15 protein-coding genes are annotated in these 22512 nt (G+C 46.8%); 1 reads left to right on the plus strand and 14 read right to left on the minus strand.

Annotation, left to right across the window (positions count from 1 at the left end):
- Positions 1-99: 99 nt before the first annotated feature.
- The 8 genes from MHB80_RS27435 to fabZ form a co-directional block, all read right to left on the minus strand.
- Complete coding sequence (locus MHB80_RS27435) at positions 100-2814, minus strand: S-layer homology domain-containing protein (RefSeq protein WP_341279889.1); 2715 nt, start codon at positions 2812-2814, stop codon at positions 100-102.
- Between the two features lie 533 nt (positions 2815-3347).
- Positions 3348-7010: an S-layer homology domain-containing protein gene (locus MHB80_RS27440; RefSeq protein ID WP_341279890.1), complete on the minus strand. Its 3663-nt coding sequence runs from the start codon at positions 7008-7010 to the stop codon at positions 3348-3350.
- 359 nt (positions 7011-7369) lie between these two features.
- Positions 7370-8512, minus strand: a complete 1143-nt coding sequence (locus tag MHB80_RS27445; RefSeq protein WP_341279891.1) for an MraY family glycosyltransferase — start codon at positions 8510-8512, stop codon at positions 7370-7372.
- Positions 8513-8615: 103 nt separating this feature from the next.
- On the minus strand, positions 8616-9326 hold the full coding sequence (locus MHB80_RS27450; protein ID WP_341283093.1) for a WecB/TagA/CpsF family glycosyltransferase: 711 nt from the start codon (positions 9324-9326) through the stop codon (positions 8616-8618).
- Between the two features lie 58 nt (positions 9327-9384).
- Positions 9385-10584 carry a polysaccharide pyruvyl transferase CsaB gene (gene csaB / locus MHB80_RS27455; RefSeq protein ID WP_341279892.1) on the minus strand — a complete coding sequence of 400 codons (1200 nt, stop codon included), beginning with the start codon at positions 10582-10584 and terminating at the stop codon, positions 9385-9387.
- Complete coding sequence (locus MHB80_RS27460) at positions 10548-12698, minus strand: DUF5693 family protein (protein ID WP_341279893.1); 2151 nt, start codon at positions 12696-12698, stop codon at positions 10548-10550. Before MHB80_RS27460 ends, csaB begins: the two co-directional genes overlap by 37 nt.
- An 87-nt stretch (positions 12699-12785) precedes the next feature.
- Positions 12786-14495, minus strand: coding sequence for a phospho-sugar mutase (locus MHB80_RS27465; protein ID WP_341279894.1), 1710 nt, complete (start codon positions 14493-14495; stop codon positions 12786-12788).
- 33 nt (positions 14496-14528) lie between these two features.
- A complete protein-coding gene (gene fabZ / locus MHB80_RS27470; protein WP_341279895.1) occupies positions 14529-14960 on the minus strand; it encodes a 3-hydroxyacyl-ACP dehydratase FabZ in 432 nt (143 codons plus the stop codon).
- Positions 14961-15399: 439 nt separating this feature from the next.
- On the opposite strand from fabZ, the gene MHB80_RS27475 reads away from it, so the two are divergent.
- A complete protein-coding gene (locus MHB80_RS27475) occupies positions 15400-17601 on the plus strand; it encodes an Ig-like domain-containing protein (RefSeq protein ID WP_341279896.1) in 2202 nt (733 codons plus the stop codon).
- Between the two features lie 277 nt (positions 17602-17878).
- Here the strand turns inward: MHB80_RS27475 and MHB80_RS27480 are convergent, their stop codons facing one another.
- The 6 genes from MHB80_RS27480 to MHB80_RS27505 form a co-directional block, all read right to left on the minus strand.
- Positions 17879-18184 carry a DNA-directed RNA polymerase subunit beta gene (locus MHB80_RS27480; RefSeq protein WP_341279897.1) on the minus strand — a complete coding sequence of 102 codons (306 nt, stop codon included), beginning with the start codon at positions 18182-18184 and terminating at the stop codon, positions 17879-17881.
- Between the two features lie 17 nt (positions 18185-18201).
- The gene (locus MHB80_RS27485) at positions 18202-19047 is read right to left on the minus strand and encodes a flagellar hook-basal body protein (RefSeq protein WP_341279898.1); all 846 of its coding nucleotides are present in this window, start codon (positions 19045-19047) and stop codon (positions 18202-18204) included.
- A gap of 36 nt (positions 19048-19083) precedes the next feature.
- Positions 19084-19953: a flagellar hook-basal body protein gene (locus tag MHB80_RS27490; protein ID WP_341279899.1), complete on the minus strand. Its 870-nt coding sequence runs from the start codon at positions 19951-19953 to the stop codon at positions 19084-19086.
- Positions 19954-20150: 197 nt separating this feature from the next.
- Entirely contained in the window at positions 20151-21152 is a 1002-nt protein-coding gene (locus tag MHB80_RS27495) for a rod shape-determining protein (RefSeq protein ID WP_341279900.1), read from the minus strand.
- Positions 21153-21285: 133 nt separating this feature from the next.
- A complete protein-coding gene (gene spoIIID / locus MHB80_RS27500; protein ID WP_046231346.1) occupies positions 21286-21573 on the minus strand; it encodes a sporulation transcriptional regulator SpoIIID in 288 nt (95 codons plus the stop codon).
- Positions 21574-21744: 171 nt separating this feature from the next.
- Entirely contained in the window at positions 21745-22488 is a 744-nt protein-coding gene (locus MHB80_RS27505) for a M23 family metallopeptidase (protein ID WP_341279901.1), read from the minus strand.
- Positions 22489-22512: the final 24 nt, after the last annotated feature.

Below are 22512 nucleotides of genomic sequence, written 5' to 3' on the forward strand. Positions count from 1 at the left end.
TTTCTACTTTAAGTATAACAAACTTTTATGAATCAAGTGTGAACGCAAAAAAAGAAACCGATGAGAAAATCTCATCGGTTTCTTTGGGTTAAAGAAATATTATTTCTTTTTAACAACTACGATTGCTTTAGCAAGTGTGAAGTTGCCATAGCTTGCATCGCCAACGATAGCGATACCGTATTTGTTAGTTGCTTCACCAAGGTGAGCAGATACATCAGCAAAGATACCATCAGTTACAAGGGTATTATTTGCTTCGTCGTAAACATAGATTGCAGTCGAGCTGTTAACGTAGTATACTTTATCGTTAACTTTCACAGTCGAATCAGAGTTATTTACTTCTTGTAGAGCATTTGTAGCAGCATACACATTTACTGTGTCGTAAGAAGTGCTAGCTTCTGCAAGGTTACCAGCAGCGCCAACAATTACAGAGTCCTTAACTTCAACCAAAGTTCTGGAGTCTTTTTCGTAAGTCGAGTTACCAGCAGATTTGCTAGTTACGATCGAGTTGTAAATAGCAGCACCTTCAGTACCAGTCAAAGCAAGAGTTTCCTCTGTACCTTTTACGTTGATAGTGATCGAGTAGTCGTCACCAGTTTTAGCAGCGCCAACAAACAAACCGTACTTAGTTTCTTTAGCATCAGTAGCCGATTTTTTAGTGATCAGGACATACTTAGCAAAAGTAGAAGTACCATCAGGTACGATAGTTACTTTGTTACCCACTGCAAGGTTTGCAAGAGTGCTAGTTTCAACTTTACGATCACCAGCAGTTGCTTTGTTGTAAGTGTTAGCATCAAGAACTACAGTGTTAGCATTGATTTCGTAAGTGATTGTTGTAGTTCCGTTAGATACTTTCAAAGTAGTATCTTTCTTCTCTTTAACTTCCCATGCTTCAGACAATGGTGTGATTTCTTTAATACCATTGATGCTTGCATCGGAGTTTTTCAAAGTCCATGTAACGAATGCAGCTGCAGTGTTGTTAAATGCAGTTGTAGCACCAGTAAATGGAGCAGCATCTACAGCATCACCCAAACGGATTGTAGTTTGAACAGCTTTGTTAGCATCAGTTCCGCCAACCCAAGTAAGTTCATTCAAGCTTACTTCAGCAGTTTTGTTTTCTTTAATCGAGTAGTATTTGAATACGTCTTTGTTGTCACCAAATGCGCCCGATGGGGACACTTTGTTTTCAGCGTTCAGGATAACACCGTATTTAGCATCGGAGCTTCCACCGCTCAACAATTCAGCACCAGCAACTTTACCGTCTTTGTTCAAGAACAGTTTGAAAGAACCATCTTTAGTAACTTCTTTCGAACCAGTAAGGTTAGCACCTTTTACACTTGTGTAAGTTTTGCCATCGATAGTGTACACGAATGTACCATCAACAGATGTGCTTACAAGAGTAACTTTACCTTCAACAACATTACGAGTCGCAACAACTTTAACTGCTACTCTGTCTTTGTTATAAACAATGTCAAGAACATCGTTTTTAGCAAGGTCAGTTGCAGCTTTAGCTTCACCGTTCAGAACGATAGAAGTGGAGTCGTTAAGCGATACAGAAAGGTTATCTTGTGTAAGGATACGAGCTTTAGCAGTCGAAGTTGCAGCGATGTAAGAATCAAGCAACTTGTCAGCGCCGTTAGCTTTGGATACAACTACTGCGCGAACTTTACCAACTACACCAGCGCTAACGTTAGTGGAATTGTTATCGAACAGGTAAACAGACACATCAGCGTCTTTTTTCAGGTTCGAGTCATTACCAGCAACAGAATCACTGTTGAAATAGTAAACCGAGTTTCCTACAGTGTTGTACTTAGTAACAGCAGTACCGTTTTTAACTTCAACTTGTAGAGCGTTGTTGAAATCAGCATTCAGTTTACCAGTTACTACATTGTTCTCATTTTGGTTGCTGGTAATAGCGCGAATGCGACCATCAGTATCAGCCAAAACTGTTACATTGTGAGCAAGCAGGTCAACCAATTTCACTCCACCAGTGATGATGAAGTTAGGCGCCAAAGTTTTGGAAAGACCGTTCAACGAAAGGCGACCGTTGTCATCAAGAACTGCAGAAGTAACAACTTCTTCAGTTGTTGTTCCCAGACGGGAGATCAATTTCTTTCCGTTTTTACCATAAAGTTTGGAATCTGCATTCCATTCAACCAAATCAGTACCAAGTGCGTTGCTAACTTGTTGTGCTACAACACCACGTGTTGCTGCAGTACCAAGAGCTAGATCAACTTTTTTGAATACGCCAACTTCTTCAGCTTTCAAAGTGACGTTATAAGGCCACGAACCAGTCAGGTTAGAATCTTGGTAACCAAGAGCACGAACCACGATTGCAGCAACTTCTTCGAACTTGATGTTAGCGTTCGGGCGGAAGTTTTTAGTACCTTTGTCACCAAGCAGCAAACCTTTGCCAGTTGCTACGTTGATGTAACCAGTGTACCATTCGTTTGTTTTAACGTCTTTAAATGACGATTTAACGTTTTGCAGTGCAGTAGCAGCTTTCTCGCTACCTGTTGCGATAACGATAATTTTAGCAAGCTCAGCACGAGTAATGCTGTTGCCTGGTTTGAATGTACCGTCAGTATAACCATTGATAATTCCAAGAGCTACAAGCTCCTCAATTGCACTTTGTTCTTTCACGCCTGCTACGTCAGTTGGAGTTGCAGCAAATGCTGGAACTGTTACGGCCATAGCAAGGGAGAGAGATAGCACGGATGCCAATAAACTTTTCTTCATAACCTTTTTTTCTCCTCCTCTAAATTGCTTCGGTTGTTGAGAGTTTTCTTTAGAAAATGAATTGCTCGTTTCCCTCATGTGTGTGTCACCCCCTTCCCAGAGTTGAGCAGTATTTAGTATAAATAATGTCTGTCGCCATGTTTAACCCTATGTAATAACATGTCGCAGAAACTCGTAAACACGCAGAAAATTGCTAGACCCTTATACCACTATAACATTATACAATGGCATACCCTTATCGTAAAGAGAAAGTTGAGAATTCATTCCAACTAACTCTGATATTAGGCAAGTCTAAGGATTTTTTTTGCCGATTGATGTAACACCACTTAATTAGACGCACAGGTCTCAGAAAAGTTGCGCTCACCTTAAAAATAATTTCAAAAAAGTTTTACCCTCGCTATGTAGCTTCGAAACAACTGCATGCGATCTTCAAGAAAACGGTCGCTCTGGTTCTAAATGCACTTCTATGTTTTATTACTTTTTCAGTATAGCTTGGCTTCCTGCCTTACGTCGATGCAAAAGATTTTCCATGGATAATCTTACTCATTTCTTTAATGAACAGGTGAGGATCAGCAAGTGGCTAATCCTCACCTGTACGAATTAAACTGATTTTACAGAAGCTTGTTCTTTCTCATAACACGCTCTGCGATTATAGAAGCATCGCCCCGTTTAAGATTAGCTTTAGGATCAAAACGATATGTTGGTTTAGCTGTGCCAGCAGTAGTATTAGGCAATCCTTCTAAATACTTAGCTTTTACTACTGAAATAACAGAGCTTAAAGCGTACCCATCAATAGAGTTTGCATCTGTAAACTGTTTTTGAAGTGTTGCTCTATCTTTTGTTTGATCATCCTTGCCATCCTTGAGAAGATTAGCAGCACGCGCAATCATAACCGCCGCTTCCTCTCTTGTCAGAGCTTCATTCGGAAGAAACTGACGAGGACCTTTACCTCGAATAATCCCTTTTCTCACTGCAGTTTCGATGTAACGATAATCCCATAAACGGCTTATACCAATCACTGGGATTACATCATCAAAGGTCATATCGTTTGGATTATAATCCAATGGTATTTGGAACATTTTCACGAGAAGCTGGGCAAATTCACCGCGGGTAATATTATCATAAACTCCGAATTCGTTACTGCTCGTCGAAGCCATTACACCTCGTGCAAACATAAGCTCCATAGAGTTTCGAGCATAAGAATGTCCAATGACATCTGTAAAGCTATAACGTAACTGCATTACGACATAATAACCAAATCCATCGATTGGTGCAGTAATGGTCTTGCTTCCTGTATTCACTTTGCCACCTACATTACTCCACTGACCATTGTAATAACGCCAAACACTTAATGTATTTGCCGCCGTATTTATAATACCTGAATCATATTTCAGCGTAATAGTACCCTGATTAGTGGTTTCCAGCCAACGTGTCAACGGTCTTGTATGGAATACGTTGCCCGTTGCATAAGGTTGTTGACCTGTCACAAAATTATAATCCGTGCCCTTCGAGCCTTCTACATAGCCTGGATCAATCCAGAATAGCTTAGAAGCATAACCAAAGTGTGCTGAAGGCCGTAAAACGGCTGCGCCATAGTCATCATAGCCAATAGCTGTAAAGGTCCCATCTTTTGCTGTAGGGTCCGAACCTGTCGTATACTCTCCAACAGCATTATAAAGCTTCGTTGTTCTACCATCAGCACGATCAGCGATGGAGAATAGAATTTGCTGTGAATCAAACATGTCAATCGTAGTTACATCTTGTCCCGGGCTAACGTTGGCTGGGCGCAAGAATGTATTTTTAGGGAAGTTAACCGTCAACTCGCCTTTGAAAGCCGATGCTTTACCAGCTTTGGTAATTGATGTTTTGTACTGGGCTCCAGATGAATTATCAGCAGCATAGTTTACTGAAAATTCGCCATTTATTTTTTGGGTTCCACGAAGCACCGTAAATTTAACTTTATTGACTCCTGCTTTGAGACCAGTTAGTTCATGACGGAAGATATCATCCGTAATACTTTTATTCATCTCAGCTTTGCCGATTACAATGCTGTCAGCACCTTCTGCGCGAATACTTACATTCAGAAAGTTTTGATTAATAACAGCCTCTTGTGGAAGTTTAGGCGATAAAACTTCATAAGTCGGACGCTCTCTAGTAATCGTTACAGTCTGGCTTACGCTTTCTGTACCTACTTGCGAGGTAACCGTAATGCTTTTAGCTCCTGTTGCAGGTAATGCGATATTATAGAGACGCAGTCGATATTGTTTATTCGCTGAGTCTGTTCCTACAGGCTCTAAATATAAGTTGTTGTTAGGTGCTGGGAACACGATATTATTGCTCCCATTTACAGATGCCGTTGTAAATGTCTGACCATCTACGGAAATAATCAAATTAGCCAGCTTCGTAACAGTAAAGAGCAAATCCACCTTTTTCTCGGTAGTTGTAAAGGTATCAGCTGTATCGCCAGGTATGAACTTATTGTCGATATCACTTTGATAACGACTGTTGGTTGAATCCGTCGTAGGATCAATAGCATAAGGAACAGGAATGAGCTTTGTTACTCCCGGCTGTTGATCGGAGAATCGGTATATAAGCAGCGTATTTGTAACAAAAACCCCATTAGCACGCCCACTTAATACTAATTCATTGCTTCCAAATACGAGCTTTGAACTTGTATCAGGGTTTGTTAATGGAATGGTAAATTCTGTCCCGCTAAACATAGATGCATCAAGCGCTATGTCTGACCCGTTCAATTTAAATGAAATAGAAGAAATATCAGTCGTTAAGTTAAAATTCAAGAGCTTACCTTTTAGGGTAGCTAGACCATTTCCATAATACACTGCGCCATTGTAGGTATTGGTCACTTGAATGGAGGAAATAGGATTGAAATTGAATGTTCTGGTAACAGTATCCTTCTCTGCACCTTTAATAATGGTAAATGTTAATTCTATTTCCCCTTGAGGCATATTATCAATACGATAAACACGCTCTGAGTTCGGGCCGGTAAATGCCGTAGAGCTAAAAGACGATCCTGAAATTGCTGTGCCATTTAATTTCGCCGTTAATGTTGTCGAACCGCCCGCCAAACTAAAATTAGATGTATCAATAGCCACATATAATGGTAGCTGTGTTACTGCAGCATTATTCGAGAAAATTCCACTTGATGTATAGCCTACTGTCGACCCCGATGGAACTGCATCATATACTTGCTTAAGTCCTGTGATATACGGTGCAGTAGCCGTTCTCACTGTAAAACTAACCGGGAAGTTAGCCTGCTGACCGCTGTATGCTGAGCTCTTAACACGCAATTGGTACTTACCACTATTCGCCGCTGTTAAGACAGTATCTGACGTAAAGTTAAACTGTGTATAATCAGTATTCGTTGTACCTGCAGTTACTGTAGTTGCATGAGTACTTACAACGGTTCCTGTATCATCAAAAAGCTCCAAAGTAATTGTAGGAGCTGCGGTTGCAGCAGCTGGTGTTGAGAATAGAACTTTACCAGTAATCGTTTGATTGGAAATTGGTGAAATGATAGGATTCCCATCAAGCTGCGTAGTATTGGCAAAAACATTATAAGCAGCTGGAGTATTCGCTCTAAAATATACCAATTCGCGATTCAACGTATAGCTTTTGTCTCCATTACGAGAAACAATCGTTAGCTTATTCAAGCCAAGTTGCAACTCCAAATCGGAAGTAACGAATGTGCCTGCGCCACCGTTAAACATAGCCGTACCGTTAATTAAAACTTCAGTCGCATTAGCCGCTTTGACAAGAAGTGAAGGACGGGCAGCCGTGACAATTTTAGGTTGTCCCTCCTGAAGTACAGTCCCATCAGCAAGAGCGATGCTTGAGATAACCGGAACATTGCCATAGCTGACGTAACTTACGCCTTCTACTGTCCCTCCATTACCTGTAATACTGCTACTCATACCTGTTACTGTAATCTTATTCAAGCCCTCATAGAGCTGTACTCCTGCAAACAAAAAGGTGTTGCCTACAATTGACGGAGTGAGTGCTCCATTAGAAGAAGCAACTACAGCCCCATTAACAAGACGCTCTACTTTGAAGGTAATCGAGTTAGCCGATACATCACTGAAAGAACCCCTTAAATCAACAGTGCTCGTATTCACAATGGTCGGACTTGCCTCTACTGTACTAAAATCGGTAAATTGGAAATAGATTGACGCAGCCTTCGCCGGTTGGAGCGGAGCCAACGTTACAATCAAGGCAATTGATAAAAATAAGCTTAGCATTTGTTTCCACTTTCTCATCGCACTGGTTCCTCCTTATATGCATTGCTTTTGAATAAGCACCCTGATGACCGGTACTTATTCTTCATAAAAATAGTTTATGAACATACTGTATAGACAAACGTTGATATCACACAGAAGAGCTATCGTCCTCTATTCTATAAACTTTCCTCCTTCTCCCTCTTGAGTGAATGTTTGTCAATGTCCGTTACAATTAGACGCAAAGACCCAAGAAAAGTTCCGTACTGTAGTTATCGGTTATTAACGCCTATATTTTTAGTCTATTTAGGAAAGTTAAGCAAAAAAGCTCCACAGCCTTTGCAAAGGCTGTGGAGCTTCATCATAAAATCCTATAATAAAATAATAGCGGGAATCCTAAATTATTTCGAACGCGATTGCGCATCTACCTTTGTCCGCAGCAGCAGCCGATTAAAGAAGTTAATAACCGGGCGGCGCGTTTTGTCAACGATCCCAATAAGCTCGGCGCCAATTTGCAGGCCAAACATCAGCAAGCAAATAACGGAGAACGTGACCCAATTGGCTGCGGTCGATTGTATGACGGTAGACTGCAAAATCGCAAAACCTCCAAATATCCCCGCCACGCCCCAAATAATCAGAACTGTACGACGATGGCTGAAGCCAAGCTCCTGCAAGCAATGATGCAAGTGCCCTTTATCCGGTGCAAAAATCGGGCGCTTGTTCACCCAGCGGCGAACGATTGCAAAAAAGGTATCCGAAAGCGGAACGCCGATAATCAGCAATGGAGTAACGAACGAAACAATTGTAACCTGCTTAAAGCCAATCATGGACAACGTAGCCAGGCTGAATCCGAGGAACAGCGAGCCCGAATCGCCCATAAAGATTTTCGCAGGATGGAAGTTGAAAAATAAAAATCCGACAATGCCGCCGAGCAGCAGGCTGCTGAGCAGAATAATAGGGATATTGCCCATTACAATCGCCATGATCAAAATGGTAGAGATCGCAATACCGGAAACTCCAGCCGCGAGCCCATCCAAACCATCGATTAAATTAATCGCATTGGTTACGCCGACAATCCAGAGAATGGTAATCGGAACAGCGATCCAGCCAGCAATCGGCTGCATAGCCTCACCGAACGGAATGTTAACTAGATCGATTTTGATACCAAAACCAAATACGACAACGCTTGCCGCAACGAGCTGGCCCAGCAGCTTCACTTTGGCAGACAGCTCAAACCGGTCATCCAAAGCGCCAATCAAAATAATAATCGTGCCGCCTACAAGCAGCGCTTTAATCATATTCATATTTGCATCTGTCAGCATTCCATCAGGAATGAACGGGAACAGCAATAAAAACCCTGCAACAAATGCAGCATAAATTGCCAGACCACCCATGCGTGGCATAATGCGGGTATGAACCTTCCGATGATTCGGCTTATCAATCGCACCGACGAAAAAAGCGAATTTTTTAACAAGCGGTGTCATGACTAGCGCTAACGTCAGAGCAAGAATAAAACCAATCGAATACAATAAGCCTTCTGGCATGTAATGCAGCTCCCCTTTTGTGTCTACCGAAGTGAATTATACTCCGATCGAAAAAGAAACTCCAATCCCGTTTTCATTCAATTTCAACGGTTTTCACGAGTTTTTACGATAATGGCCCAGGTTTTGTTACGTTTTCTTTGTCGCGCATCACTTTCACAACGAATTTCGGCAAAACGAGCATTCTTGGCAGCCTTTTTGGCTCCTGAAGCAAGCGGTAAAACCACTCTAAACGCAGCTTTTGAAAAATCATCGGCGCACGCTTCAGCTTGCCTGCGATAATATCGAAGCTGCCTCCAATGCCCATTATATATGGGACGCCGAGTTGTTGCTTATATTTCGCAATCCAAGGCTCCTGCGTCTCTGCTCCTCTGGCAACGAGCAATATGTGCGGCGCAGCCTGGCGAATCTCCTCCACAACCTCCTGATCCTGATCTGGACCAAAAAATCCGTTGCGATATCCTACGATTCGCACCTGCGGATATTGAAGCTGCAGCTTTTCGGCTGCTGTTTCAATAACCTCTTGAGATGTTCCGAGCAGGTAAGCCGTCCATTTGCGCTGCTCGCCTTCACGCATTAAACGATGCATCAGGTCAAAGCCAGCAACTCGCTCGGCGACAGGCGTGCCCACATAATTAGCTGCCCATACTACGCCTGCGCCGTCAGGTACAATAAGCTCTGCCTTCGTCATCATTCGGTAGTAATCAGCACTCTCCAGAGCAGACATCACCATAATCGGATTAGCTGTAATGACATGCGTTTGACGCTTCTCCTCAATTGCTTTCACTAAATAGCTGACCGTCTCATCCATTGTCATTTTAGAGAAGGGTATGCCGTAAATTGATACGGTTGGAACATGGTTCGACAAACGAATATCACCTCGATATGGGATGGAGCAGCAGCTTCATAATTTGTTCAGCAGGCTGCTGCGCTTGTTGCTTCAACTTCGAAATAGCTTCCTGATGCGATCTGCGCCAGCTGTCGCCGTTCTCCAGCATCCGCTCCGCCTCATCGGCGAAAGCTTCTGCGTCAAGCAGCTCCGTTGAGCCAATCGGCTGCAAATGGATTCTTTTCAGAAATTGATCGATTTTGGGATCATAGGATAAACCAAGCATGGGCACCATCTGGTTTGCCGCATAAATTAATGCATGCAGCCGCATTCCGAATAATATATCGCAATGGCTCACTTCCAGCAGCATTTGCTGCGGGTCGTCGCCCGGCGACGCCAGCTCAGCGATGCTTCCGCTGGCAAGCTGCCCTTTCAGCCGTTCCATGACCTGCTTCGAGCTTTGCACATCATCTGGGGTATGGAACGGTAGAAACCGCAGCCGCACCTGGCGGCGGCGCGTCAGCGCGATTAGCGCATCGGCGGCGCGCGCAAGATCCGCGCCGTCTTCGCGCCAGCGGCGCAGGGACACGCCGACGACCGGCATAGCTCCGCTGCCGGCCTGCGCGGTCCCCGCACCGCTAGGCGCAGCCGCCGCGGTTGCCTCGCCGCCTGGCGCCCCGGCCGCCGCTGCGCCTAGCGGCAGCGGCAAGCCCATAACCGGATCGGGTACAACCTCGATCCGGTCATGCGGGACGCCCATCCGCCCAAGCAAAGCGGCGGATTGGTCGTCCCGCACTGAAACATAAGCGCTCCGCCGCATAACATGGCGGATCATCGGGTCCATCCACCGGCGGTTCACCGGCCCGATGCCCTGCGAATAAATGAATGTCGGCTTGCCCAGCAATTGGGCAAGCTTCACGATTCCGGTGTAATACGGAATCGTCTTCGTGCCTGTGGCGTCCTGCAGCAGGCTTCCACCGCCGCTGATCAGCCCGTCGCAGCTGCGCAGCGCGCCCCACACGTCCGCGGGGCGCATCCGATGTACGGCCTCTACGCCGTACATCGCCTTCGTCCAAGCCGGATCGGCCGACAGCACGACCGGCTGCACCTCAAGCCCATGCGCCTTGCTCTGCTCGGCAAGCGCCAGCAAAATCGAACGCAGCACAGCCTCGTCGCCACTATTACTAAAGCCGTAGTAGCCAGAAATCACTATTCGGCGAATATGCGTTTGAGGGCCGGCGACCATTTAGACCAGACTCCTTCCAGAAGCTGCCACACTCCGATGAGAATAAATCCGACCGCCGCACCCAGGCCAAGGCCAAGGAATACGCGGATGATGGAAATATGCAGCGGCGTATGGATATGCGCAAATGTGTCGACCATCGAAAGCTGGCCAATGGAGCCAATAATAACGAACAGCCAGGCGGCGCGGTAACGCAGCGCGGCGAACAACCCCACCAGCAGCAGTGGATGCGCCAGCAAAAACTCTTTATTTCGCGGACGGACGCCAAACGTGCCTTCCAGCCATTCGCGGAAAGGACGCTCAAAGGGCAGCGTCTGTCCCTCATTACCTGTACGTGATAAATAATACATACCCGCAGCTACAACAATTAAACCAATGACAACCATTAGCACGTTAATCGGCGTAGACAGCATTTTGCGAATGCGGGCAATTGGAGCATGTCCTGTATAAAACACAACATAGATCGCAACAAGCCCAATCGGCGCGAGATGCAGCAGGCTTACTCCGCGGAATTGTTGAAGCACAAGCATATACGTAATATTGTTCAGCAAGCCGAACACATAAGGGACTGCAATAAGCGACATGAGCGCTACTACAATAAACCAACTGAAAGCAAGTCCCAGACGGCGGCGCGCCGGCAAGCCTTCAAATACCCACTTGCCGCCAGCATCACCAGAGCTGCTCAGCGGGATAACAACGCCTTTTCCTTTATCTTTGTTGCGGAAAGTCCAATCCGCTCCGCCAACAAAACGCTGGTTTCCTTCGGTTCTGGAGTAAATTCGGTTCATGACCCAGATAAGCGCAAGTGTTGGCGCACTAATACCGGCTCCAAGCGCAAGCGCCTGCTCCAGCACGGAGCTGCTCAGCACATACAAGCCGCCGCTTCCGACCATACCGAGCAGGAACACCGCAATAAGCGTGCCTGGCAGAAAAGCGTTGATTAATAGTGCAATTAAGGCAATCGCGCCAATAACAACGATTCCTTTTAGCATTTTAACCCATGACGGATATTCCCGATCAAACGGCTCCGCTGTACCTGGAGCAAATCCGGCATCTGCCAAACGCTGAATCGTGCCTTTGGTTCCATCCTCCCCTTTAAGAGACAGGTAGAGGTTGTCCAGTGGATTAATAACAGCCGATTTCTCCTGGCTCGACGATGGGGCACCATTTAGGAAAAACATCCGAATGTTGCGGTCCTTCGCTGCAAGCAGGAAGCGATCAGCAATATCTTCTGGCTTCATTTTCATCGCATCCGTAGGAGACAATGAATAAAGACGTACAATATTATAATCCGTCAGGTAGGCGAGTGTCGTCATGCCCGATTGCTCTTTTTTCAAATTCTCGATGGTCGTTACACCGATTTGATATTTGTTAAGCAGCTCGGCAAATGCACGCAAGCTCTTATCCTCGGCATTATCGGTGTAGCCTGTTACCTTATCACCGTCGAACAAAATCCGTGTAACACCGTAATTTTTCAACTGGGCAAGAGTCGCCTCTGCTTCTTCCTGTGAATACGGAAGCACCCGGTCAGTCAAACGAGGCAGAACACTGAAGCCTGCTGCTTTAATTCTTTCCAGTGACATCGGATCAAAGCCAAGCGGTTGAAGCAGCGAATTTTGCAGCGGCAGCTCCACCACAAGACCATCGCGACCATCGAAAGACCAGTCCCGATAAACGACGCCAGCCCGGTCATATGCAGCGCGAACAATCGGTCCAACCTGCTCCTTCTCCTCGCTGCCAGTATACAAAATATAAGTGAAATTTTGCCCCGGCGTCTCCAGCTTGCCCTGAAGCAAGGCTGCATCCTTGGAGTTATAGTAGGTCAATCTGCCCGCCTGCATCAGCTCGCGAAGCGAGCTTTCATAGACGGCCATCGTCGATACGCCGGCTTCTTTCATAAAAATGAGATGCTGCGCTAGAAAATCCTGCGGCTTCGCCGAATATTCCGCAATTTCGATCAAGTCGCGATAATCAAACACATACTCCACTTGCTTAGACGTTGACTCCGTATTCATTCGATTATAACCAATAGGAAGTGCCGCCATCACGCCAATCAGCGTAATGATCCAGAGCCACTGCTTAGCTCTGCGATTCCATTGCAGCCAGTTTTGAAGCACGAAAATCCTCCGTTCATCTATCCTTTTCATTCCGCTTCCTATAGCTCTATTGTCGAGCAGCCGTCCACGGTTGAAGCCAAATATTCCTTATCCGTCTACTCTTGCCATAACCGCCTGACGCAAAGCATTCAGCGATTCTTCAGCTTGCGAAGTCGATTCACCGCGAACTGCAAAATAAACTTTAATCTTCGGCTCGGTACCCGATGGACGAAGGCAGAACCATGAGCCATCAGCCAGCATATATTTCAGCACGTTTTCCGGGCGGAGACCATCCAGACCGAGCTTATAATCGAGCACCTGCTCTACTTTCACGCCGTTAATATCAACGGGCGGCTGATTGCGCCAGCTGTCCATAATGCCAGCAATTTTTTGCACGCCGTCAAGACCCTTCAGTGTCCGCGACTCCAAACCTTCCAAATAAACGCCATGCTTCTCATACAGCTCAAGCAATACATCATATAGTGTTTTACCTAAGCTTCTATAATATGCTGCTGCTTCACAAATCAGCAAAGCCGCTACGATAGCATCCTTATCCCGTGCGTAAGTTCCAGTCAAATAACCGTAGCTTTCCTCATAGCCGAAAAGGAAGGAGCGCTCGCCTGTTTTTTCATAGCCAGTCATTTTCTCGCCGATATATTTAAAGCCAGTAAGCGTGTTTTCAACAGCTACACCGTAAGAACGAGCAATATCCGCACCCATCTCGCTCGTAACAATCGTTTTAATAACAACGCCGTTATCCGGCAATTGTCCGCGCTCCGTGAGCTGGCTGAGCACATAATTCACCATCAAAGCGCCCGATTGGTTGCCTGTCAGCACAACATATTCACCGTTATTATTTTTCACAACTGCACCCATACGGTCGGCATCTGGATCAGTTCCGATAATAATATCGGCATTTACCTGCTGCGCCAGCTTGATTGCTAGCGTAAACGCCTCGCGTTCTTCCGGGTTAGGAGATTTTACAGTGCTAAAGTAGCCATCCGGCTGCTCCTGCTCCGCGACAATATGTACATTGCTGAATCCGACTTTCGCAAGCACCTCGCGAACGGGCATATTGCCTGTTCCATGAAGCGGAGTGAATACTACGCTGAACTGCTCGCCAACACCGCTGCGAATAAGCTCCACATTCAGGCTTTGCGCGACGACCGTATTAATGTAGGATTCGTCGGCATCCTCCCCCAGCCATACGAGCAAGCCTTGTGCCTCTGCTTCTTCACGGCTCAGACGCTTCACCTGATCAAAGCCCGTTACCTGCTGAATCGAAGCGATAACCTGCTCCGCAGCCTCAGGAATGAGCTGGCAGCCGTCAGCACCATAAGCCTTATAGCCATTATATTCAGGCGGATTATGGCTTGCCGTAATTACAATACCGCTCGAAGCTTTAAGCGAGCGCACCGCATACGACAGCTGTGGCGTTGCGCGCAGCGATTGGAACAAATACGTTTTCACGCCGTTAGCCGCCAGCACAAGCGCTGAATCGAGCGCAAATTCCGGTGAATAGTTGCGGGAGTCATGAGCGATAACCATTGAAGGAGCATCGTCCGCAGCATTACCCAGCAGCCAGTTCGCCAGCCCCTGCGTCGCTTTGCCTACGGTATAAGTATTAAGACGATTCGTACCAGCGCCCATCACGCCGCGCAGACCGCCTGTACCAAATTCCAGATCGCGGTAGAAACGGTCTGTAATCTCCTTCTCATCGTCCGCGATGCCGCGAAGCTCCTCTTTTGTCGCCTCATCGATCAACGGATCATTTAACCAAGCATTGTAACGCTGGATTGCCGCTTCATTTTGACTCATATAGCTATCTCTCCTTTATATATAAATGAAAATTTAGGCTGGGTTCGACAGGGCAAACATAAGCTCGCCTTCAGCAACCACTTGGTCTCCTACTTTTGCAGTAGCTTGTCCTTTGCCGATGCTGCCTTTCAATCTCGTAATGACGACCTCAAGTGTAAGCGTATCGCCAGGCTTCACTTGACCACGGAATCGAAAGCCATCAATGCCTGCAAAAAAGCCTAATTTTCCTTTATTAACCTCCAGCATTAGCATCGCCACAGTGCCGACTTGAGCCAGTGCCTCAACGATAAGCACGCCGGGCATAACCGGATAACCTGGAAAATGTCCTACAAAATAAGGTTCGTTCATCGTTACATTTTTAAGGCCAACCGCTCTGACTCCCGGCTCTACCTCCAAAATACGGTCAATGAGCAGAAATGGAGGGCGATGGGGGATAATTTCCTGAATTTGATTAATATCGAGCATGAATAAAGCTCCTTTCTTGTTATCGAGGGTATAAAAAATGCAATTTTTACTGACACTATAGATATCCTTCATGAAGCTGCAGTTTGTGAAGGTTGAGATAGAGGGCTTGGCTGTGCGGACCCGAAGCGTCTGCGGCCAAGCTTCTTTCATTTTACCGCGAATCCCTCTGGACTCCCTGGCGGCACGCAAGCGCAGAATGGCAAGCATTCTACCCCTTGGCGGGCGCGGCATTAAGGCTCCAAACCATTATACAACTACCGTATCAAAAATAAAACTGCCACGGCCCATGTATGGCTAAACTTGGGACTTGCAGGTGCAATTGCGCGGCAAATGATTTTTTTTTCAAACAAAATACGACATCTTTATTCATTTCCTCTATATGTAAGCCGTTATATAGAATAGAGAGTTTTTTATTCTATAGACGAAGGGATAGGATGTAGTGAATTTAAGTGTAAACGGGAACAAGTCTCTCAGAGAAATTAGGAGATGGCTCGCCGCCGTTCTATCTGTCATGCTCATCGCTACCACATTCAGCGGCATCGCGAATGCTGCAGACGAAACTGTAACAGACATTGAACTAAGCTACGATTCTTTGGATTACGATAGCGGAACTTCATCATTAAAGGTATTCGTGGAAGATGATGCTGTGATCATTTCTTTGCTGGCCACCATTTCTGGAGCTTCGAAGAATAAAGACGTCAGCGCATCCGCAACATGGAAGTCATCCAACACCTCCATCGTTAAAGTAGACAAAGGCGTTCTTACGGCTGTAGGAAAAGGAACAGCTACTGTTAGCGCTTCATACAGTGGCTATACCGAAAACATTAAAGTGACATCCGATTACGTTTATGATTCTGTGCAAATTTTGAAAAATGGCAGCAACGCAGCCGAAAGCTATGACGTTAATCTCGGTGCAGATCAATTGTTTACGCTGAGCGGGATTAAAACCGGCTCTGCCAATGAGCCTATTACAACCATTGCGACCTGGACGTCCTCCAGCACTTCCGTCGCGACTGTCGATGACGGCACCGTTACACTTGTAGGCGCAGGAACTACAACGATTACGGCAAAATACAAAGGAAAGACCGACACGGTAAAGCTTGTCGTCACTTCCCCTTATAAATCACTGGCTTTGTCGCCAAAGTCGCTGCTCGAGATCGATATGGGCGACGATGACCAGACGATTCAAGCAATAGCTACAACAACAAGCGGTTCAACAGAAACCGTAACGGCAAAAGCAGATTGGACAACTAGCAGCGCTGCTGTTGCAACCGTCAAGGATGGTATTGTAACTCCAGTTGCGACTGGCCAAACTAAAATTACCGCTACTTATTTAGGCGTAAGCTCGACTATTGATGTTGTCGTTCGTACACCCTACCAATCGATCAAGCTATCGCCAGCCAAGGAATATCAAATGATGCTAAACAGCCCTGGCCTGCAAATTACGGCTGAAGTTCAGGAGCTTTCCGGTGGAAGCGAAAACGTTACTACGCAGGCGGAGTGGACATCCTCCAATCTAATCGTCGCTACAGTGACGAATGGACTTGTTACGCCAAAAGCATCGGGAACAACCAAAATAACAGCAGCGATTAAAGGCATCAGCCGCAGCATTGACATTACGGTTTTCCCTAGCGTCTCCGAGCTGAAAATCGAGAAAGATTCCATCGATACCTTCCCGGAAAAAAGCGAGACGCTGCCTAAGGTCAGCGGCACAACCTTCGGCGGAGATACAGCTGACGTTTCCAAAATCGTGAAATGGACTGTTGCCGACGAGAAAATCGCTACTATTGAAGATGGCAAATGGACAGCAGTAGCTGTAGGCAAAACCATTGTAACGGCTGAGCTCAATGGCCTAAAAAAGACATTTGAGCTCATTGTACACCTTACACCTGTGAAGCTCGTTCCAAGCACGAAAGAGCTTAGCGTAGTAATCGGCAAGGATTCGGTGCTGCCTACGATTACGGTTGTGAATCAGGATGGATCGGAAGAGAATGTTTCTTCCAAAGCTACATGGAAAGCATCATCAGACAATGCAATCGTCGTTAATGGCAAAGTGAAGGGGATTGAAGCCTCCAAAGTGACGTTAACGGCAACCTATTTAAATAAAACAACTACCGTCAAAGCTTACGTTGAAGAAGAGATCGAGAAGCTGGTGGCAGAACCATCGAGCCTTGAGCTTTTCCCAGGCAAAAGCAAGTCCGTAAAGGTAACAGGCTACTATGTGAGCGGCAAGAAAGTGGTTTTGAGCACCAAAATGAACTGGACGGTTTCTTCCAGTACTCTGGCAACTGTTAATGGCAGCACCGTTAAAGCGCTGGCCGTAGGCAGCGGCAAGCTGACCGGCTCTTATCAAGGCAAAACGTTGGAAGTTCCGATTACCGTATCGCCTAAGCTTAAATCTTTAACCCTGTCGGATAAGTCGCTTAAACTAAGCCCAGGCGCTTCATATTCGCTTAAGCTTCAAGCCAACTATACGACTGGTAATCCAGTAGACGTAACAACGAGCGCAACTTGGGTAACTAGCAAAGCGAGCGTAGCTACTGTATCGAATGGCAAAATTATTGCTCTGAGCAAAGGTTCAGCTACTATTAAAGCTACCTTTGACGGAAAATCAGTATCCATGCGTGTAACAGTAAAATAAGCAAGGGTAATGTTTATAAATGCTTATATTTTAAAAAAAAGAACACCTTCCGCTTTGTTTTCTTAACAAACGGATCGGTGTTCTTTTTTCGTCTGCTGATTTTCACCCGCAGACGACCAAGGTGAAACGGCTGTCGCCGTCCTTTGGCGGCGCAGCGCGTTTCATGCCGAGAAATATAGAGAAAGGATAGAAAAATCATATCCTTTCCTATATTTGCAAAAAAGCGGCATCCGCAATAAGCTGCGAATACCGCCTTCAACCATTCGTACGGTGCGAACTACGAATCCGAGAATACAAGATCATAGACATGCTGCCAAGTTGACCACTCAAACACATCATCTCCCGATTGCTTGCCCAGCACCGTATAACCGATATAGAGGCCCGCAATCAGCATAATGACCATGATGCAAGGCACAATGCTGCGGCGCAAAATCCATAATATGATTCTCAGTACCAGGGGCCGCTTCTTCTTCTCTGGAGTGGAGCCCTGCCCCTTCCTGCGCGAGCTGCTGCGGATCTGTTCTGATTGTTCATCTTCCAGCTTGTCATCCGCAAAATCAGCTCGTTCATTCGTCGTACTCATTACCACCATCACCCTATCTATCTGCGCAAGCCGTTCGCCAATCCCATCATCGAATCGCTTGATGTTAATGCCCTAGCTACCAGTTGGTAAGCACGTTGTACATTAATCAGCTCAGTCATCTCGCTGCTCATATCCACATTGGATTGCTCAAGAGAGCCTTGGCGCAGCGCGATCGCATTATCCGCGTCAGGAGTAACCTCTTGGATTACATCACCCACATTCAGCCCTTCAGCTACGGAAAACAAATTGTCATCCAGCTGAGTAAGAGCAGAAGGTCGGGTTGCTTGCATCAATTTAATTGTGCCTAAATTAATGGTTGTACCGTCAGCAGCAACACCTTGCGCACTGCCATCAGCACCAATAACCAGCTTATAGCCATCTGGAACAGTTACCGGCTGCTCAACGACTACATTGTCTGGCTGGGTCACTACTGTCGAAACAATAGGATAGCCTTCAGCCGTTGCCAAAATGTTATCACCGTTTGCATTAACCGTCAACTGAAACGCACCGTTGCGCGTATATGCACGGTCGCCATTAGCGTTCACAATGACCTCGAACAACGCATTTCCTTCAATAGCAAAGTCCGTGTCCTTGCCTGTTGTTGCAATCGTGCCTTGCTCTAGATTCGGCTTAATCATCGTCAACTGGGAGCCCCAGCCTTGGTTGAAATCAAGCGGCGTCATACGGCCCGGCTGTTTAAAATCATTTGGCTGCTTGCTGACATTCGTCAACAAATCCTCAAACGTTGCTTCCTTCCGCTTATAGCCTACTGTATTCACGTTGGCGATATTATCAGCGATCATGTCAAGCTTCTGCTGGAGTCCACCCATCGAGACTACTGCATTAATCATTGAGCCGTTCATCGTCTGCCTCCTTCACGTTCCGTTGCTGACTTCGTCTTAAACGCGGCCTACTTCCGTTACAGCCTTCTCCAGACTTTGATCGTAAAATTGTACAACCTTCTGGTTGGCTTCATAAGCGCGAAGCGCCGCCATTAAATCAACGGAGGATTGTGCCGCATCTACGTTGGAACGCTCCACATAGCCTTGCTGCACCTCTACCTGATCCGTTTCCTGAAGCGCAACAGCTTGCGCCGCATCTCCATTAAAGCGGAACTGGCCGTCTCCGGCGCGTACGAGTTGGTTCGGCTCATTAATTCGCGTCACCAGCAGCGGTTGTACGCCACTATCCACACCGGTTTGTGAATTAACAAAACGCAAATCCTTCGTCAGCGACAGCTGCTCAAGTCCTATGCCTGCTGCGAATTGAATAGGATTCCCATCAGCTCCAAGCACATTGGCGCCGTCTCCGTTAACAAGAAAACCGTCCGCCGTCAGCGTAAAGGAGCCGCCCCGCGTATAACGAAGATCCCCTTGCGCATCCTGCAGCGTAAAGAACGCTTGCGGCTGGAACGTCACCGTACCGTCATCTGCTACGTATTTGCCGGACTCGTCAAACGCCGCACCCTCCACCTCAATGTTGGACATGAGTGCGAAGTCAGTAGGCTTGTCCGTCTGGGACAAGTCCCCTTGAACATGCAGTGATAAGCTCTCCTCTGCAAATACCCCCATGCCGAGACGGCCGATGGACTTGCTTGACTCGCCCTGTACCCCTGTCATAGAAAGCAGTGTATCTGGGAACGAACGCGTGACCGCATTCGTCTGCTTATAGCCCGGTGTATTTATATTTGAAATATTATTCGTTACGGTATCATGTCTGCGCTGCTGAGCCGTCAAGCCTGCAGCTGCTGTGTAAAGCCCTCTAAGCATTGCAATTGCCTCCTCGAAGATCGTATAAGGCTGTTCCCTCTCGCTGTATATGCCATTATTTATATATCGGTTACAGGCATGACTTCAGTTATAGCTTCCTATGCGACCTTTGACTCAATTTAACGCCTCGGCGCGTCCCCTTTTAAACGCCCTACCTGCGCAAACGGCTATGCAAGCGCTGCTCCTGCCTTGTCTCCCTAGAAACGAGGCTTCTTGCCAAGCTTGTCCAAGTTATCAAGCAGAATGCCGGTACCTTTAACAACACAATGCATCGGATCTTCCGCAATCAATACCGGAACCTTGAGTTCTTCCGCAAGCAGCGTATCCAGGCCATTCAGCAATGCACCGCCACCGGTCAATATAACGCCCCGGTCAATAATATCTGCCGACAGCTCAGGCGGTGTTTTCTCCAGTACAGACTTCGCCGTAGCCACGATCGCCATGACCGAATCCCAAAGCGCTTCTTGAATCTCTTGCGAATGAATCGTCATGGTCAACGGAAGGCCCGTTACCATATCGCGTCCACGGATATCCATTTCCGCACGTTGTCCATCCTCGTAAACTTTACCGATTTTGATCTTGATATCCTCGCTTGTCCGCTCGCCGATCAGCAGCTTGTACTTATCTTTAATATACTTCATGATCGCAGCATCGAACTTATCTCCTGCGATTTTAATGGAAGAAGCGGTCACGACGTCACCCATGGACAGGACAGCTACGTCCGTCGTGCCTCCGCCAATATCAACAACCATGTTGCCGCTAGGCTGGAAGATGTCCATTCCAGCCCCGATAGCGGCAGCTTTAGCTTCCTCTTCCAAAAATACTTCCTTGGCTCCGCTGCGTTCCGCTGCTTCACGAATCGCCTTCTGCTCAACGGATGTAATATTTGTTGGCGCGCAAATCAAGATGCGCGGACGGCTCAGCCACTTGCGCCCTTCCACCCGATCAATAAATGCTTTCAGCATAATTTCCGTTATTTCGAAGTCAGCAATAACCCCATCCCTTAACGGGCGGATTGCAATAATATTGCCTGGCGTACGGCCGACCATCCGGTGAGCTTCCTCACCAACGGCAAGCACCTTCTTCGTGTCGCTTTCAATCGCGACGACAGACGGCTCATCGAGCACAACGCCTCTCCCTTTTACATGAATAGATACGTTAGCCGTTCCCAAATCAATTCCAATGTCCTTGCTCAGCATAAGGCGTAAGTCCTCCAACGAATAGTGTAAACGCTACGGTCAATTAGTTCCCACGACGTAGAAACCCCTAACGTACATTATTCGCCAAAAAACTATAAAATCCTCTACCCGTTTGTAATAATTTGCGAATAAATTATGTTTTCCCGGCTGCCAGTACTTCCCTCTTCTTCGTGCTCGTTTTCTTATATTTGATTTTCGTTGCTTCACCACCGCGCAGATGGCGGATTGACTTGTGATACTCCAAAATGTGCTTTACCTGATCCGCCAGGTCGGGGTTAATTTCCGGCAGCCGTTCGGTTAGATCCTTATGGACCGTACTCTTGGATACGCCGAATTCCTTGGCGATCGTTCGTACCGTATGCTTCGTCTCCACGATGCAACGGCCTATTTTAATGGTTCGCTCTTTGATGTAATCGTGCACGTTCCCGCCTCCCTACTCGAGATAGTTTGGTACATTATATGAGGGGCGCGGTTATATATTCTTTGTGGTCAAGCCTGACAAGCCAGTTTGTCATAAAATTTTCATAAAAATACAAAACAGGCAGGGGATATTCCCCTGCCTGCAAGGTCTAGAGACCTATTTTGCCCGCGTTTATTGCTCGCCGACTACGGTGCTTGGATTGACGGCTTTTCCGTTTTCACGCACTTCAAAGTGCAGATGGACGCCCAAATCCTTTTCCAGCTCGTTGCGAGCTGCTTTGGCAATAATGGTTCCCTGCTTCACTTCATCGCCTACTGCCACGTTCACGTCGCTAAGGCTTTGGTAAGTGGTCACAAGACCTTCGCCATGGTTGATTTCGATAATGCTGCCATTCGTCGGATGATTGAGCACTAGGCTAACTTTGCCCGACATAGCGGCTACGACATCAAATGGCTGGTCATTCGGGTCTACAAGATCGATGCCCATGTGCGGCGAGAATGTATTCCCCGTCTGCACCATTGCTGCCTGGCGTTCATCACTGCTTGCGCTAGCATCATAGAAAGGTGTCTCGATTTGCAGCGAATCCTTGTTCACAACCGGCCATTGCAATTGCTCGCCTTCGCGAATGACTTCATCCACTACGCTCTCCGGCTGTGCTGCCGTACCCTCGCCTACTGTGGCTTCCGTTTGGCCCGGATGTTCTGTAGCTGTCGTCTGCTTGCTGTCATCCGCTCCCTGGTAGACCCACATTAAGGTTACGATAATTGCTGCCGCGGCCATAAATATTGCTGGCGAAACCCATTTGCGTGCCAGCAGCCTTTTAAATCCATTGCCTGAACCCGCGGCAGATGATGCTCCCAGTCCATTTTTGGGAGTTTCCTCTGATCCTTGCTTTGGTTTGTTTTCATTGTTCATTTCTATCACCTCACTAGCCATTGT

The organism is Paenibacillus sp. FSL H8-0537, assembly GCF_038051995.1.
Classification (GTDB): Bacteria; Bacillota; Bacilli; order Paenibacillales; family Paenibacillaceae; genus Pristimantibacillus.